Origin of the sequence: Enterococcus plantarum (genome assembly GCF_001730295.1) — a bacterium.
Lineage (GTDB): Bacteria > Bacillota > Bacilli > Lactobacillales > Enterococcaceae > Enterococcus_L > Enterococcus_L plantarum.
In genome coordinates, this window is the sequence record NZ_MIKA01000005.1 from 80,253 (window position 1) to 97,760 (window position 17,508).

General features: G+C 34.6%; 13 protein-coding genes and 1 other annotated feature. Of the genes, 8 read left to right on the top strand and 5 right to left on the bottom strand.

Annotation, left to right across the window (positions count from 1 at the left end; translation table 11 throughout):
• The first annotated feature begins 199 nt into the window (after positions 1-199).
• From BCR22_RS03265 to BCR22_RS03275, 3 genes are all read left to right on the top strand, one after another.
• Positions 200-1,378, top strand: a complete 1,179-nt coding sequence (locus tag BCR22_RS03265) for a WxLIP family cell surface protein (protein ID WP_069653552.1) — start codon at positions 200-202, stop codon at positions 1,376-1,378.
• A gap of 78 nt (positions 1,379-1,456) precedes the next feature.
• Positions 1,457-2,692: a hypothetical protein gene (locus BCR22_RS03270; RefSeq protein WP_069653553.1), complete on the top strand. Its 1,236-nt coding sequence runs from the start codon at positions 1,457-1,459 to the stop codon at positions 2,690-2,692.
• A gap of 390 nt (positions 2,693-3,082) precedes the next feature.
• Complete coding sequence (locus BCR22_RS03275; RefSeq protein ID WP_069653554.1) at positions 3,083-4,186, top strand: tyrosine-type recombinase/integrase; 1,104 nt, start codon at positions 3,083-3,085, stop codon at positions 4,184-4,186.
• An 89-nt stretch (positions 4,187-4,275) separates the two neighbouring features.
• On the opposite strand, the gene BCR22_RS03280 is transcribed toward BCR22_RS03275, so the two are convergent.
• Positions 4,276-5,787 (bottom strand): helix-turn-helix domain-containing protein, encoded by a 1,512-nt coding sequence (locus BCR22_RS03280; RefSeq protein WP_069653555.1) that lies wholly within the window; start codon positions 5,785-5,787, stop codon positions 4,276-4,278.
• Positions 5,788-6,179: 392 nt separating this feature from the next.
• Here BCR22_RS03280 and BCR22_RS03285 point away from each other — a divergent pair, with 392 nt between their 5' ends.
• The 5 genes from BCR22_RS03285 (at position 6,180) to guaB (ending at position 11,817) form a co-directional block, all read left to right on the top strand.
• Complete coding sequence (locus BCR22_RS03285; protein WP_025870734.1) at positions 6,180-6,377, top strand: DUF951 domain-containing protein; 198 nt, start codon at positions 6,180-6,182, stop codon at positions 6,375-6,377.
• Between the two features lie 3 nt (positions 6,378-6,380).
• The gene (gene ychF, locus BCR22_RS03290; protein ID WP_069653556.1) at positions 6,381-7,481 is read left to right on the top strand and encodes a redox-regulated ATPase YchF; all 1,101 of its coding nucleotides are present in this window, start codon (positions 6,381-6,383) and stop codon (positions 7,479-7,481) included.
• A 100-nt stretch (positions 7,482-7,581) separates the two neighbouring features.
• Positions 7,582-8,265, top strand: coding sequence for a DUF1129 domain-containing protein (locus BCR22_RS03295; RefSeq protein ID WP_069653557.1), 684 nt, complete (start codon positions 7,582-7,584; stop codon positions 8,263-8,265).
• A gap of 232 nt (positions 8,266-8,497) precedes the next feature.
• On the top strand, positions 8,498-10,174 hold the full coding sequence (locus BCR22_RS03300; protein WP_069653558.1) for a glycosyltransferase family protein: 1,677 nt from the start codon (positions 8,498-8,500) through the stop codon (positions 10,172-10,174).
• A 158-nt stretch (positions 10,175-10,332) separates the two neighbouring features.
• Positions 10,333-11,817 carry an IMP dehydrogenase gene (gene guaB / locus BCR22_RS03305; protein WP_069653559.1) on the top strand — a complete coding sequence of 495 codons (1,485 nt, stop codon included), beginning with the start codon at positions 10,333-10,335 and terminating at the stop codon, positions 11,815-11,817.
• A 54-nt stretch (positions 11,818-11,871) separates the two neighbouring features.
• Here the strand turns inward: guaB and BCR22_RS03310 are convergent, their stop codons facing one another.
• The 4 genes from BCR22_RS03310 to croR all read right to left on the bottom strand — a co-directional run bounded on the left by BCR22_RS03310 (position 11,872) and on the right by croR (position 16,964).
• Positions 11,872-13,368: a polysaccharide deacetylase family protein gene (locus BCR22_RS03310; RefSeq protein WP_069653560.1), complete on the bottom strand. Its 1,497-nt coding sequence runs from the start codon at positions 13,366-13,368 to the stop codon at positions 11,872-11,874.
• Positions 13,369-13,508: 140 nt separating this feature from the next.
• Positions 13,509-14,780 carry a serine--tRNA ligase gene (gene serS, locus BCR22_RS03315; protein ID WP_069653561.1) on the bottom strand — a complete coding sequence of 424 codons (1,272 nt, stop codon included), beginning with the start codon at positions 14,778-14,780 and terminating at the stop codon, positions 13,509-13,511.
• A 102-nt stretch (positions 14,781-14,882) separates the two neighbouring features.
• Positions 14,883-15,095 (bottom strand) — a binding site (T-box leader).
• A 38-nt stretch (positions 15,096-15,133) separates the two neighbouring features.
• Positions 15,134-16,285, bottom strand: a complete 1,152-nt coding sequence (croS, locus tag BCR22_RS03320; RefSeq protein ID WP_069653562.1) for a sensor histidine kinase CroS — start codon at positions 16,283-16,285, stop codon at positions 15,134-15,136.
• Positions 16,275-16,964, bottom strand: coding sequence for a response regulator transcription factor CroR (gene croR / locus BCR22_RS03325; RefSeq protein ID WP_010762183.1), 690 nt, complete (start codon positions 16,962-16,964; stop codon positions 16,275-16,277). The genes croS and croR overlap by 11 nt, the downstream gene beginning before the upstream one ends.
• Positions 16,965-17,508: the final 544 nt, after the last annotated feature.

Genomic DNA, 17,508 nt, shown 5'->3' on the forward strand with positions numbered 1-17,508 from the left:
AAACAAGAATATCACCAAAATAGCAGAATCATCAATGACAAAAGAAAAAAGCGTATCAGCATTAAGAAGATCAATTGCAACAAATAAGTGGAAAGAATGTTTTGTCTTTACTATTCATTTGGTTTTCATATCTGTTATGTTTTATTCTTTTTTCAAATCTGTACATATAATTTTTACTATGTAGGGAGTTTAAAATTCAATGATTAATAAACGAAAAACACTTCACCTGATTGTTGTAATGATAGGAGTTTTTCTTTTATTGCTAATAGCTATGACTACTAAATCCCAAACTGGATTAGCTGTTTCAGTAAAACCAATTTTACCCAAAAATCAACATAACTCAGAAGCAACATACTATGATCTTAGAATGGTCCCAGGTCAAAAGCAGGACTTAAAGTTGGAATTGACTAATACTTCTGATAAAGAACAAAAAGTTGTTTTACAAATCAATGATGCTACAACAAATGATGCAGGAGATATAGACTACTCTGATCGATCAAAAATAGTTCCAAGAGATAAAAGTTTAAGTCTTTCATTCAAGGATGTTGCGAGTGGAGAGGCAGAATTAACAATTCCTGCCAAAAAAACAGTTACAACCAAGGTCCATATACAAATGCCTGAGGAACAATTTGATGGCATGATATTAGGCGGCATTAAAGTTGTTTCATCGGAAAATGGCATTGAGGCGCAGGAGTCAAATAATAATCAAAAACAATCTAAAAAAACATATATCGTAGCAGTTAAACTAACTGAAACAGATACCCCTGTTGTAGCAAAATTAAACTTAGTAGAAGTCAATTATTTAAAAGAATCAAATCAAAATAGTATAAAAGCAACTATTCAAAATGATCAAGCAATCAACTTGGAAGATATAGACTTCACAGCTGAAGTGTACAAAAAAAATTCAGATAAAGTGTTTACTAAAACGAAAGTAACCGGCTATCGAATGGCTCCTAATTCAACTTTTACATTTATAATTAACGATGAAAAACAAGAATTCCAGACTGGAAAATATCAAATTAATCTAACAGCCAAATCGAAAGCGACGAATCAAGAATGGAAATGGGATAAAGAGCTGGAAATCACAAAATCTGAAGACAAAAAAGTAGATCATTCTGCGGCTGGATCAGAAAAAGAGAAGATAATGCTTTATACCATCATTTGTGTGATTACATTTGTTTTATTATTGTTATTCTTATTATTGTTACTGATTTTAAGAAAACGCAAAGAGAACCTCTACGAAGAAGCTTTATCGTATAAAAGGAAAAAGCGAGAGCAGAATAATAAAAACATACAACGAAAGAAAAAAGTAAAAAGAAAGAAACGTGATGATACTAGGAAAAAACGTCCTACAGATTCCAAAAGATTAAAAAGATAAGGTTTCAAAGTATAAATAGGATGGTCATTATCTCAGCCTGAATAAGTTCAGGTGTAGAGGTTTTAGGAGTTGGAAGATATGAACGTAGCTGAAAAAAATACCCAAAAGCAGGGGAAGAAAATAATAAAAAAATACATTCTTCATCGAAAAGTTAATCCAAGACTTTTGGGAGTGGAGCTTTTTAACAAGCATCTCGTTACGCCGCATGAAGCATACTTGTCATGCAAATTGATTTTTAAAAAAGATGTTCACTCATTGATGGAACTTGAGCAAATCGCAAAAAAAATATATGAAACTTGGGTGAAAAAAAACGATGAATTGCCTATAAAAAAAATCAATGTTTTCACATCCACTGCATATATTGTATTAACGTTTACCATAGGGTTTTACGAAGAAGAACAAATAAAACATCTGCGTGAGTTAAAAGAATGTGCAAAAGAACTCATTGAAACGTATGATAATTTGATCAAGAAAGAAAAAGAAGCAGAGTACAAGAGAAAAGAAAAAGAACTCTATGGCGTTTTAGAAAAATTTAGTCAGCTAACCCAAAAAATGGAAGGCTTAGAAAATAGACTTGCCAAAAGCGAATCAATTGTTTTAGATTCTGGTGAATTGCTAAAAAATGAACTCACTAAAGTAAGTCAAACAATCAAAGAGCAAATGAGTCAAGCTGAATATAGCATGAAAGATAGTCAAAGGTATTCTGAACCAAAAAAACAAGTAGTGAAGAAAACAAAACCAAAGCTTGAAAGTACAGTTCACATAACAAAAAAGACCGAAATAGAAGAAAAAGCTCGAGTACGTAAATTTGTTTTTGATCGGTCCAAACAATATCAGGCAACTTTAAAAATGAAAAATTGGACATCGGAGATGTCGTCCAAAGAAAAGATATTTAAAGAAAACCAAGAGTCAACTAAAAAAGAAGATGTAAAAGCGTATGCCTCCAAAATTGAGATGGAAATTTTAACGTATTTTACAGAGAATAAAGAATTGAATAAAAAACGAATGGTGCCAAAAAAACAATTTTTGACTTTAAAAGCGAAAGTAGAGTTTATTGATTATTTATGGATGTTGTTGGAATTAGAAGGAAAAGAAGAAATTATCATTGCTGGTAAACTAAGTTGCAGAGAGCTTATCGAAGAGTTAGGTTTGTTTATGGAACGTGTAGAAAAAATTGCAACAGGACCGACAATTTTTAATTACTGGGTATATTGTTCGCAAGAAATGTTGGTAAAATTAGAAGGATATGCAGTATTAAAAGATTTTTTAAGTAGTTCTTTAAAGCTAAGCAACAATACTTTAGTAAATGAATAATCATGATATTTAATAGGTGTATTTGGAAGAAAAAGGGGTGGTGTACAAGAAACTAGAGCAGTTTCAAATGTATAAGGCCTCTTTCTTTTTCTTAAGACGTTATATAAATAAAGTTTGTATAACAAATAAAATTGACATGTTACTTCCAAAATTTTACTTTTTTAGGAAAATTTTTGAAACTAAGTAAAAAACAATATAATGCATAATTAGTTGAGAAAACTAAACGTCTTGCGAATTTTTGTTTAGCTTGGTTGGAAGTAAATGAGAATGGGAATTAAATGCACCAATTGTAAACATGTGATTATCTATTGGGTAAAAATAACATAGAAATAATTAAAAGGTTGTAGTGATTTCATTTTCTTAAATTAAATTTTAGAAAGGATTTTAATTATGGCAAGAAGAGGGGAAAATATTTATAAAAGAAAAGATGGTCGTTGGGAAGGCCGGTACATAAAAGGTAGACAACAAAATGGAAAGATTCATTATGGCTATATATATGGCTATAAGTACTCAGAAGTAAAGCATCAACTTATCTTGATGAAGTACGAAAAACAGACAAATAGCAGTAAAAATTTACTACCGTATGAAGGGAATTTACTAGACTGGACCACTTACTGGCTTGAGACGTTTGTTCGACCGAAAGTGAAAAGCAGTACTTATGCTAGTTATAAAAATAAAATGGATGTCCATGTATTATCAAGAATTGGCTCAATAAAGTTACAAAAATTAAAGCAATCTGATATTGATTCCTTGCTTCAAGAGATGGATCTGACATTGAAAGCTAGTTCAATCAGATCAATATTTTCTGTATTAAAAAATTGTTTAGGCAAGGCAATATCTTTAAACCTACTGGTAGAAAACCCGTGTATGGGACTGGAGCTTCCGAAAGCAAGAAGAAAAACAGTGAAAGCTTTATCCATCAAAGATCAAGCCAAGTTAGTCAAAGAAATTAATAGAAATCAGAAATTTTTCTCTATTATACTCGCATTACAGACAGGACTTCGAATTGGAGAAATTTGTGGGCTGAAATGGGAAGATATTGATTTTGAAAACAACACATTAGGCGTTAACAGAACGGTACTTAGAATTCAGTCGGAAGACAAAGCAGGAAGAAAAACAGAGATTGTGGAAATAACCCCTAAAAGTGAGAATTCTCAACGGAAAATTCCAATTGCTAAATCACTAAAGAAAAACTTACTGGAACTTCAAAAAGTATCAACTAGTGATTACGTTATTTCAAACAAGCATAAGGCATTAGAGCCTCGTACGATAGCGTATCGCTTTCAAATCATTCGAAAGAAAATTGGCTTAGAAAATTTTTCTTTCCATTCTTTAAGGCACACTTTTGCGACTCGCTGTTTAGAGGCTGGTGGAAATATTGCAACAATAAGCTCATTGTTGGGACACTCATCAACAAAAATGACATTGGATTGTTATACGAATTCATTTTTTACAGAAGAACGTCAACTGGTAGAAAAACTTGAGTTTATTTAATGTAAAACAGAGGTTGATCCTAGCTAGGAGAAATAAGACCTACGTTATATTCCAATCATGGAGTAGGTCTTTAGAGAGAATCAATAATCTTAATAGCAAGAAGAATAAATCTCATTCAATAACTGATCAAGATCTGAATAGTCTTTTTTTTCATTGTAATTAGTCAAAAAGAAAAAATTTTTTCCTCTTTTTTTAAGATAGGGACAATCTATATTACTAATAACCAGATCATAGAATTGGCTCGGGTCTAGTGGTTCTGCTTGAGCAAAAGTGGTCAAGCCAATATAGTTGATCCACTGGTCTGTAAATCTTTTTTTGTCTAGTAAATCACCTTCAATAAAGATGCCAACAGAAATTTTCATTTTGACACACTCTTCATAAAAAAGTAAGGCATGAGTGTATTTTGTAATAAGAACGCTATCATGAGTGTTGTCTACAAAAACTACGGGATATTTTCCTTTTAAGTAAGCAATAAATTGGCGAATCATTTCAGAGTGGCTCTTTTTTTCATGTATTGTATAATTTAGTTCTCCAAAATAATCAATATGTCCTTTAAAGATAAGGTGTCGGTAGTTAATAAAACTTAGGTAATAACGAAGGGTTGATTTGTGAGAATTGCTTAAGTGGGTATTTGGATAGCAGGTTTTCATAAAATCAAAAAATTCTTTATTCAGAGTCCGTATAAAAAAATCACTGGACTGTTCAATTAAATTAAGTTCATCTAAACAATATGACGTAGCAGGAATGATTTCTTCACCGAGCATGAAGAGAAGTAATAAGATAGTTTCATTGGGAAGCATTTTAAACGAGTAGTAAACTAAAAATGATTCAAGTGCTTCGTTGATTTTTTTAAATAAGTGAGACTTTTTAAGTGCATGTATAAATCTTTTTTGACTGTAAATATCTGATTTATTACTGAAAAAAGGTTCCTGCTGACTATAATCTTGTATATTTTTTTGTGCATGTCTTCTTTTTAAGAGACTTAAATAAATAATAAGTTTTTTTCGGGCCAGGACGGACATTGGGCTATCTAGTATCTGTTGAATAGTATTAAACGTTTCGTAAATTCTAGGATCAATAGTTGAAATTTTGAATCGGTATGCCGAATCTACACCAACGTAAAGGGAAACACAAAAAAATCGAATTTGTAATTCGGGACCAATTAGAGAACCATTTTGAATAGTTAAATCAAATTCATTTAATAATACGTTTAATTCGTTGATTTTTCTAAAGTAGGTGGAATAGCTAATGCCGATTTTTTCAGTTAAACGATTGATATCGATCGTTCCAAACAGCAGTAATTCTTCTAAAATTGTATATTTAGGTGCAAGGACGATCAATTCATTGTACAAAGTATGAAGAGAGTAATCTGGTTTCGTTTTAAAAGTGATTGTTTGCTTGTCTAATTCGATGGAAAAACGACCATTTGATTTTTGGGCTGAGGTCATCAACTCTTCGAGTAGCTTTGATAAGAAGTAATTCCCTATATCTAAATGTTGTAAGAGTTCTTTTTTTGTTGCAGTACCACCAACATTGCTCAGGTATATTAATAGTTCAATTTGATAAATTTCCAATTTTTCTAGTAAATCAAATTTTCTCATGGTAAGGCTCCTTTAAATATCAGTGTAGAAATAATGTTTAACTATGACTTAGTGAGTCATGTTAGCATAAATAGTTTTGAGTTAGAGGTTACTACTCCAAGTTTGGATACTGTTCCTGATTAAAATTTGAGTATGAGTAGTAAGATTTTCAATATTATCCAACATAAACCGGGTAAATACAATTTTATTTAATTCTTTTTATTTTCGTCGTATTTTCATTTTATTTCGATAAATGCCACCAATTATTTTTATATCTTCTTATTCAATTTATAAAAAAAAGCGAGTCAATAAAATAGCTTTGCTTGATTGCCCAAAAAATGGTATTGTATCTTTGTATGTTTCTGTCTAGTTTTCTGACAGTTGACGATTATTTTAGAAGGGATATGTCTGTTATGTATGATCTTGGTGATATTGTAGAAATGAAAAAGCCCCATGCTTGTCAGGCAAATCGTTGGGAAATCATCCGAATGGGTGCTGATATTAAAATAAAATGTACGAACTGCGGTCATATCGTTATGATGACGCGCCGTGATTTTGAAAAAAAGATGAAGAAAATTTTGGAAAAAAAACTGATAAAGGATAGTGAATAATCAATGGCATTAACAGCTGGAATCGTAGGTTTACCTAACGTAGGGAAATCTACCCTTTTTAACGCAATTACAAAAGCAGGAGCAGAGGCGGCAAATTATCCGTTTGCAACAATTGATCCTAATGTGGGGATGGTTGAAGTACCAGATGAGCGCTTGCTACGTTTAACAGAGTTAGTGAAACCTAAAAAAACAGTACCAACTACTTTTGAATTTACAGATATCGCTGGGATCGTTAAAGGCGCAAGTAAAGGTGAAGGATTGGGTAACCAATTTTTAAGTCACATTCGTCAAGTGGATGCCATTTGTCATGTGGTACGTTGTTTTGATGATGATAATATTACCCATGTTGAAGGACGTGTAGATCCGTTAGCAGATATTGATACAATCAACTTAGAATTGGTATTAGCTGACTTAGACTCTATTACAAAACGTTATGCACGCGTTGCTAAAATAGCTAAAACGAAAGATAAAGATGCGGTAGCGGAGTTGGCAGTATTAGATAAGCTGAAACCAGTTCTAGAAGAAGGCTTGTCTGCTCGAACAGTTGAATTTACTGAAGATGAGCAAAAAATCGTTAAAAGTCTATTTTTGTTAACAGCCAAACCTATTTTATATGTTGCAAATGTGTCAGAAGATGAAGTAGCAGATTCTGATAACAATCCATATGTACAGCAAGTTCGCACTTTTGCTGCAAATGAACAAGCAGAAGTAATTGTTGTTTGTGCACGTGCAGAAGAAGAAATCGCTGAATTAGATGATGAAGATAAAGCTGAATTTTTAGAAGCTTTAGGTATTGACGAGTCTGGTTTAGATCAATTGATTCGTGCAGCGTATGATCTGTTGGGATTAGCGACATACTTTACCGCTGGCGAACAAGAAGTTCGGGCATGGACGTTCCGTAAGGGGATTAAAGCACCTCAAGCTGCCGGAATCATCCACACTGACTTTGAACGTGGATTTATTCGTGCAGAGACGGTTTCATTTGATGATTTGAACACTTACGGCAATATGCAAGCAGCGAAAGAAGCAGGCAAAGTTCGTTTAGAAGGAAAAGAATATATTGTTCAAGATGGCGATGTTATGCTTTTCCGTTTCAATGTATAGTAAAAAGTTGCTAAAAACTGTTTTTCTCCCTAAAAAATGTGTTAGAATACTTTTTAGGTAAAGATTGACCCGTTGGCCACGGGCGAGGAGGACGCAAAAAATGGAATCAGAAACACTTCGAGACATTGTTTCAGAAAATCGTGAACTTGAACAAAAATTGACAAAGAGAAATGAACAATATATCTTCGACTTAAAAAAATCATTAGTTGCTGCTAACCTTTCAGAAGAAGCACAGACACTTGCTTTACATGATATTCTACCTCATTTAGTAGAAGGTCAAAAAAGTGGGAAAACAGCGCGTCAGCTTTTCGGAACAGTGGCTGAGCGTACGGAGTCTATCTTAAATAAACCAGAAGAACTGCCTGAATCTACCCCAGCTTTAATGTGGCTGGATAATACGTTATTACTATTTGGCGTAATGACAATCATGTTCTCAGTTATGATGATGTGGTCGAAAGGAAAGTCACAACCATTGGGTCTATTGACACTGGTGCTAGCCTCGATGGCTGGAGGATATGTATTTTATTTAATGTATAAATATGTCTATCAATATGATCGTCCAGGAGTCGACAAATCAAAGCGTCCTGGTTGGTTCAAAACTGGTTTGATCTTAGTTGGAGCGATGCTTCTATGGCTCGTTGTCTTTGCGGGTTCTGCAATGTTGCCACCAATTATCAATCCTGTGTTAGACCCTGTAATTGTGATCATTATTGGAGGTATCGCTTTAGGTACTCGTTACTTATTAAAGAAAAAATACAATATGCGCAGCAGTTTAGCGCGTTAAAGAATAATAGTAGAGTCTTAAACAGAGCTGATGAGCGTTTTGTTTAAGACTCTTTTTGACTCTTTAACCAAGTAACTAGTTCTGTTAACTCAAAATCATTAAATGGTGATAAAGAAATTAGGCCAGCGGTGCAAACTAAAAGGGATCGTATTTGAAAGAAAAGCTTTAGCACGATACCATAGAGATTAAGAATGAAATTTGTAACGAATGTTCATTAGGAAGAGGTGGATGAATGAAAACATGGATGAACCGACATAGTCAGTTTTTGATTATTCTAAATTTTTTTATATTAAGTGTATTGTCTTTATATATTGTTTATCTTCAAAATGGTCATATTATGATTGGGGATGATTATCATTTTCATCAAAATCGGATCGAAGGCTTAGCATTATCTTTGGAGCAAGGGATGTTGTTACCAAAAGTGAGCTATTTTTTTATTGGCGGATATGGATACGCATCGAGTTTGTTTTATCCAGATTTTTATCTGTATTTTCCAGCTATACTACGTGTTTTTGGCTTTTCTCTTGCCAGTAGTTTTGTTGTTTTTTCGGTGTGTGTAAACTTTTCCACATTTGTTTTAACCTATATATCTGGAAGGTATATGAGTTTGACGAAAATGAAAAGTTACTTGTTTTCGTTATTATATACGTTATCAATTTACCGTCTACAAGATTTTTTTAATCGTCAAGCTATTGGAGAGCTTTTGGCTATGGGCTTTTTTCCATTAGTTCTAGCTAGTTTGTATCTATTGAAAAATGGAAAAGAGAAGAAATGGCTATTATTGACAGTTGCTATGACAGGAATTGGTTTAGCTCATTTTATTTCATTGGAAATCGTCAGTATTTTTATAGGGCTGTACATTCTTTTCAATCTGAAGCGTTTTTTAAAGAAAGAGGTCATAGTTGCGATAGTAAAGGCTGCAGGAGTTACAATCTTACTGTTAGCGTTCTATCTAGTACCCGTTTTTGAGCAGATGAAGCATGTCACGTTCCAAGTGACAGCCAATCCGCTGACGTTGATTTCAGAGAGAAGTTACTCTTTGAGTGAACTAATAACTAACAGCTTTAAAAATAGCGTATTTCATAAATCCTCAGCAAATATAGGTGTTGTTCTGTTGTTTGGTTTGGCTATCTACACACTGATGCTTTTTAAGCGAAATTTACCTAATCGAGAGTTGGTTATTCTTGCGTTATTTTTTATGTTTATGACGACAGACCTTTTTCCTTGGAGCTTTTTTGACCATACACCGTTGAATACGATCCAGTTTCCCTGGCGTTTCTTATCGATTGTGACGTTGCTGTTAGCCTTTCTTATCGCAAATGACGATCTAGGATTATTTAAAAAATTTCCAAGTAGTCAGATAATCGTAGTGATGGTCATTTTCCTTGGAGTTGTATTGTATGAAAAAGAGAGTATTGATACTGAGGGGAAGCGTATCCTATCCTATGATGCATATGATCAAACTAATAGTTATTATATTGGCGCTGGACATGAGTATTTACCAAAAGAAGTTGATTATTCTACTATTAAAAAGAATAAAGAACGAAAAGTTGTGTACGATGATGCTAAAATAGACATATCAAATGTTAAAATGGATTTTGATTCCGTTGCGTTCGACTATCACTCAATTGACAAGAAAAAAACGACAGTAACAATTCCATTTATCTACTATTATGGTTATCAAGCTAAAATAGTAAGTGAAGGTAGTGAAAAAATAATTCCAGCATCGCTAAACAAACAAAACGGATTAGTTGCTATTCCGTTATCTAAAAATGGCAGTGTCTCTATTTCTTATCATACAACTTTGGCACAAAAAATTTCATTAAGTATCTCTGTTTTGACTCTATCGACCTGTGTAACATGGAAGGTAGCGACTATGTATTCTATTAAGTTAAAAAGAAAGAAATAAGTAGAGTTATTCTTTTGATTCGGTTGCAAATAAATGAGAAAACACTCATGTTATGGAAAACGAAAAGAAAATATCTGTAATCAGGAAAATGCGGTTGACTTCCTTTTTATTATCTGTTATTTTCTTATATAAAATTAAATAGAGGAGTGGTCTAGAAAATGTCTAACTGGGAAACGAAATTCGCGAAAAAAGGTCTTACATTTGATGATGTTTTATTGATTCCAGCAGAAAGTCACGTGCTACCTAATGAAGTAGATATGAGTATCCAACTAGCAAAAAATATTAAGTTGAATATTCCTCTGATCAGTGCAAGTATGGATACTGTAACGGATAGTAAAATGGCTATTTCAATGGCTCGTCAAGGTGGTTTAGGCGTTATTCATAAAAATATGAGTATTGCGCAACAAGCAGATGAGGTTCGTAAAGTGAAACGTTCGGAGAGTGGCGTAATCATCGACCCATTTTTCTTAACGCCAACGAATTTAGTAGCAGATGCTGAAAATCTGATGAGCAAATACCGTATCAGTGGAGTACCGATTGTGGAGACGATGGACAATCGTAATCTAGTAGGAATCATTACGAACCGTGATATGCGATTTGTAACAGATTATCAAATGAAGATTGAAGAAGTAATGACGAAAGATAACTTAGTTACAGCCCCAGTTGGTACTTCTCTAAAAGACGCTGAAAAGATTTTACAAAAACATAAAATCGAAAAATTACCGATTGTTGATGAAAATAACCGTTTAAGTGGTTTGATCACGATCAAAGATATTGAAAAAGTAATTGAATTTCCAAATGCGGCGAAAGACGAGCATGGTCGTCTACTAGTTGCGGCAGCAGTTGGTGTTACAAGTGATACTTTTGAACGTGCTGAAGCTTTGTTGGATGCAGGAGTCGATGCAATTATTATCGATACAGCTCATGGTCATAGCGCAGGTGTGATTCGTAAGATCAAAGAAATTCGAGATACATTCCCAGATGCAACATTGATTGCTGGAAATATCGCAACAGCTGAAGGCGCTAAAGCACTTTATGATGTAGGTGTGGATGTTGTGAAGGTGGGAATCGGGCCAGGTTCGATTTGTACAACACGTGTTGTCGCAGGTGTAGGTGTTCCCCAATTAACTGCTATCTATGATGCAGCATCCGTTGCTCGTAAATATGGGAAAGCTATCATTGCAGATGGGGGAATCAAGTATTCAGGTGATATCGTAAAAGCTTTAGCTGCTGGCGGACATGCTGTTATGTTGGGTAGCATGTTAGCGGGAACAGATGAATCACCAGGTGAATTTGAAATTTATCAAGGTCGTCGCTTTAAAACATATCGTGGAATGGGTTCACTAGGCGCAATGGAAAAAGGTTCAAGTGATCGTTATTTCCAAGGTGGTGTCAACGAAGCGAATAAATTAGTGCCAGAAGGTATCGAAGGGCGTGTTGCCTATAAAGGTAGCGTATCAGATATTGTTTTCCAACTGATTGGTGGGCTAAAATCCGGTATGGGTTATGTTGGGGCGGCAGATTTAAAACAATTGCGTGAAGAAGCACAATTTATTCAAATGAGTGGGAATGGACTGAAAGAATCACATCCTCATGATGTACAAATTACTAAAGAAGCACCTAATTACTCTGTAGAACAATAAATCAAGAATAAAGAAAAAATTCCGATGTCGTATACAGCATCGGAATTTTTTTCTTTATTGAACAAGACGTTCGTCATTAGAACCATAATACATGTGGAGTGGTTTGGCTTTTTTTCCTAACAATTCTTTAGAAGGTAAAATCTCATAGCCCTCTGCATGTAAGTGGTCAATAACAGTAGATACAGCATCTACTGTTTCGGGATGAATGTCATGCATTAAAACGATTGTGTCATTATAGGCTGTCTCATCGATACGTTTAATGATTGCTTGTGCATTGTGGCTTTGCCAATCTTGTGAATCGACAGACCATTGAATAATCGGCTTACCAATGATTGCTGCCACATCTTTATTCACAGCACCATATGGCGGTCTAAAATCAGTTGGTAGCTTGCCAATAGCATGATAGATGGCTTTGTCAGTGTTTTGGACTTCCTCTTTCACCGTTTGTGCATCAATTCCGGTCAATTGTGGATGTGAGTAGGAATGGCTAGCCACTTCATGTCCTTCATCAGCCACTCGTTTAACAAGGGATTCATGTTTTACAACATTTTGACCCAGCATAAAGAATGTTGCTTTGACACCTTTTTCTTTTAGAATATCTAGAAGTCTAGGGGTAGTGTCAGGATTTGGACCATCATCAAACGTGAGTGAAATGTATTTTTTATCTGACTCTAAAGGTTTGGGTAACGCGTCTTTGATGGAATCAGCATCAATAAATTCTGGGTTTACGTAACCAGCAATTTCATTGTAAGGCAATGTGATTTCTGTTTTGCCAGTTGGATTTTCTGGTAGACCTAAGCTGATTTTATCAGAATAATAGGTAAAAGCAGTTCCATCTAAAGAAATACTGGGCATATTGAGTATACCATCAATAACCGCATTGCCATCTGGACTTTCAGAAAGCAATTTTTGTTGCACAACCTGCTGAATGGCTAAGGTATTTGCCTCACTCATAAAAATATCCTGCAAGCATAGTGGTTGTTTTGTTTTTTGATTGACGAAGGCTGTATTTTTACCATGTTCAGTTTTTTCAGACCAGTCTTCTTTCTCTCGATCCCAAGTATAGGTGTCAACAATAGGTTGGTAGCTGAATACTTGTTCGTTGATTTTTTCTCTTTTAACATAACCGACGAGTTTAGTTTCAGTCTTTTTTGAACTGTTCTTTTGGGCAATGTCTATCAACGTTGTTAATTCGGTTTTAATTACTGGTAATTGAGGGATAGAGTCAGCGGCGACAGGTTCATAAATAAGTGTCTGGATGTTGCCCTCTGTCTTCTCCTGCTCGGTTGTTTCAAAATCTTCATGATGTTGTTTTTTTCGAATTTTTTCTAATAACGAGGTTTCTTTTTGCTCATATTGCTCCTCATCATCTTCGGGTAGGCTTATTTCTTTCTGCGTATGTTGCATAGCATAGATCGCATATACACCACCACATATTAAAATGAATGAAATCGTAAAGGTAGTTATAAAAATTATTTTTTTTGAAAAAGGGTACTTCTTTTTTTCGTGCCGACTGTTTCGAGTTCCTCGTGGGTGTTTGTTTCTATGCATAACGTTTGATCCCTCTAATTTATAAATTTAAGTGTTTATAGTAGTACAAATGTATCATGCCTATTTTGGACTTTCAACAATGGCTTTGTTATCTGAGTGAATCTTTTGATTTTTTTAATGTATCTAGTTCATCAAAAAGTTTAGTTGATTTGTTTTAAATTACCCATATATGGAATCAAAACTTCTGGAATTGTCACTGTTCCGTCTTCATTTTGATAATTTTCTAAGATCGCTGCTACAGTTCGACCTACAGCTAAACCAGATCCATTTAAGGTATGTGCATATTGAACTTTATCATTTTCATCACGGTAACGAATCATTGCACGGCGAGCTTGGAAATCTTCACAGTTTGAACAAGAACTGATTTCTCGATAAGCGTTTTGTGCAGGGATCCAGACTTCTAAGTCGTACGTTTTTGCAGCGGAGAAGCCCATATCACCTGTTGCTAATGACATAACGCGATAAGGTAGGTTTAATTTTTGCAAAATATCTTCTGCGTTTGCAGTCATTTTTTCTAATTCCTCATAAGAATGTTCTGCATCACTGAATTTTACCATTTCTACTTTGTTAAACTGATGTAGGCGGATCAAGCCTCGAGTATCGCGACCTGCACTTCCAGCTTCAGAACGGAAAGAAGGACTAAGCGCTGTAAAATAGATTGGTAAATCCTTTCCATCTAAAATCTCATCATTGTAATAGTTAGTTAAAGGAACCTCAGCGGTTGGAATCAAGGTCATATCTGTACCCTCTAGTTGAAAAACGTCTTCTTTGAACTTTGGGAATTGACCAGTACCAAACATAGAGTTGCTGTTTACGATATAAGGTGTCATCATTTCAGTATATCCATGGTCATAAACATGCATGTCCAGCATAAAATTGTATAATGCACGCTCTAGTCTCGCGCCTAATCCTTTATAGTAGACAAAACGGCTTCCTGCAACTTTTGCCCCTCGTTCAAAATCAAGAATATTCAAATTTTCTGCTACATCCCAGTGTGGTTTGGGTTCAAAAGCAAAATTTCTAGGCTCACTCCAACGGCGTACTTCAACATTATCATCTTCACTTGCGCCTACTGGTACTGAATCATGTGGAAGATTCGGTAATGTTGTAGAAATCTCATAAAGCTTAGTATCGATCGCTTCAATTTCAGTGTCCATGGCTTTGATATTACCGCCGACTTCTTTCATTTCAGCAATTTTAGCTGTCGCATCTTCTTTATTTCGTTTTAATTGTGCGATTTCTGCTGAAACATCATTTCGATATTTTTTTAGCTCTTCTGATTTTACTAATAAATTGCGGCGGCTTTCATCTAAGCGTAAGAATTCTACTAAGATCTCTTCTTTTACCCCACGGTTTTTTAGTTTTGCTTGAACAGCATCAAAATTTTGACGAATCATTTTTACATCTAACATAGTTACTCCTCCTTCAATTTAAAAGCATAATGGTCTTGTGCATCCATACTGCTAGATAACATTGTGGTAAAATAAAAAGCCACTCCATCCCTAGAAAAAAATTCTTGGGACGAAATGACTTGAATTTCGCGGTACCACCCAAGTTCAGCTATAATGCTGCCCTTGTAATGCAGATAACGGTTGCTGCCGGTCTGACTTATTTCGTCAAACGCATATAATAGAGATGGAATTCTTTATAGTCGAATATTTGCTTTCACCACCGCAAACTCTCTTTGATTCAGCACTATAAATACTTTTTCTCTTTGCTTGTCATTAGGATACAAAACTTTTGTTTGGATGTCAACCTTAGTAAATCAATTTCGCTTTAGCGGTAAGTGAATAATGAAAGATGTCCAATGATTATCGGAAGTGGCATAGATGTAGCCGCCATGTAATGCTATAATACTTTGGGCGATAGCTAAACCAAGACCTGTTCCGCCTGTTTCTTGGGATCGTGATTCCTCAACACGATAGAAACGATCGAATAATTGATCCAAAGAGTTTTTAGGAATCGCCGGACCGTCATTTCTAACGGCAATCACGACTTCTGTCCCAACTTTCTCTACATCAATGACAATATTTTTACCACCTTTACCGTATTTAAGCGCATTTGATAATAGATTATTGAAGACACGAACCAGTTTTTCGGTATCACCATCCATTTTTATTGATTCTGGATTAGCATTGACCTCAATCGTCATGTCGTTTTTATCTGCTTCCAGCTCAAAATCAGCAGCTAGTTGTTCAATCAATTGTGCCATATCAAAATGTATCGTATTGATAGGGACGGAAGGCTGACGAACTTTCGTATATTCAAAAAGATCATCAACAAGCAGCTTCATTTGTTTCGCTTTCACGTAAGCTGTATGAGTATACTTAAGTAAATCTTCTTCGTTTTTAAACTGTCGATCTTCAATTAAACCCAAATATCCTATAATAGAAGTTAAAGGAGTTCGGATATCGTGACTGACGTTTGTGATCAGTTCATCTTTTGATTTTTCTATTTTTCGTTCATCTTCAATTGCTGCAACGGTACTATCAACTAATCCGTTGATACTGGTAACAACTTTTGCTAAATCACCACTTAGCTCAAAAGGAATACGATGGTCGTAATTACCATCAGCGATATAATGCAGTTCGCTGATAATATGACGTAATTGCATTTGGCGATAACGACGAATCAAACGCCAATACAACACAGCTATATCCACTATAAAGAATATCGGGATAACAAATTTACTTAAACTCCAAAATAAATCTGTATTTAGTTCTGCTGCAAAAGCACCCTTAGTTGCCCAGATGATTCCTTGTAGAGTTTGGTTGCCGCTAAGAATAACCGTAATCGAGACATTTAATAGAAGCAACAAGATAATAGTGACGATTCCTTCAGCAAGTAATTCGCTTATTTCCTTTGATGTTAGGGTAATTCTTTTTTGTTTTTCGATTTTCTTTTGTCTAACGAGCATCTATTTTATATCCAACTCCCCAAACTGTTTGAATGACTTTTTCTCCACCAGTTGCTTCTTCGATCTTATCTCTCAAGTGACTTACATGAACCATAACGGTTTTTGCAGAAACAATACTTTCTTGTTGCCACACACGTTCAAAAATTTCATCTGCACTAAAAACACGATTAGGATGACTGGCTAAGAGATACAAGATCCCGAATTCCAGTGCTGTTAATTGAATTTCTTTTCCTTCGACTGTTTTTACTTCGTGGGAATCTTTGTTAATAATCAATGATCCTATTTCAAGTACATCAGGCTCATCTGCTTTAAGCTGCATTTGACTACGTCTTAAAATAGATTTAACCCGAGCCATAACTTCCAATGGGTTGAATGGTTTCGTAACGTAGTCATCAGCTCCAGCAACCAACCCTTTAATTTTATCCATATCTGTTGTTTTAGCAGTTAGCATAATAATAGGAATTTGAGATTCCTTTCTTAATTCTTTCACAACTTGCATACCGTCCATAATCGGCATCATGATATCTAAGATAAGTAAATCAATATCTGAAATAGTTCGAATCTTAGATAAAGCTTCTTTTCCGTCATAAGCTTTCACCACTTCATACCCTTCGTTGTGAATATAAATGCTCAGTAGTTCTACAATCTCTTTATCATCATCAGCAACTAAAATCTTCATCTCATTCATTTCCTCCATATATATAGTAGAATCCTTCTTCTTCATTCTAACAAAAAAAGCAAAAAAAGGACAAAATCAAAGAGAAGTTACGGGAAATTTAGAATATGTTACTAAAAATTAAGAAATAGCATAAAATTCATCGGTTTTTCGTTAAAAAACGAACAATAAAGAACAAAAGTAATAAAACAATCGGGAACCAAAAAAACTTTAAAAAAAGCGCAAATTTTAGTTGACCTAAGCCTATAATCTTGGTATATTATATCTTGTCGCAAGGTACTGATGAAACACGCCGAACGATGAGCATAATATAACAACTTAAAGTTTAAAAAAACTTTGAGAATCAGGGAAAAAAGTTGTTGACAAACAATAAGCAACCTGATAAACTAATGAAGTTGTCGCAAGAACTAAAGACGACGAACAAGAAATAGAATAACATTTCAAGTCCTGAAAAAACTTGAAAAATCAGGAAGAAAGTTGTTGACAAATAACAAACAACCTGGTAAACTAATGAAGTTGTCACGAAACATCTGACAACATCAAGCAG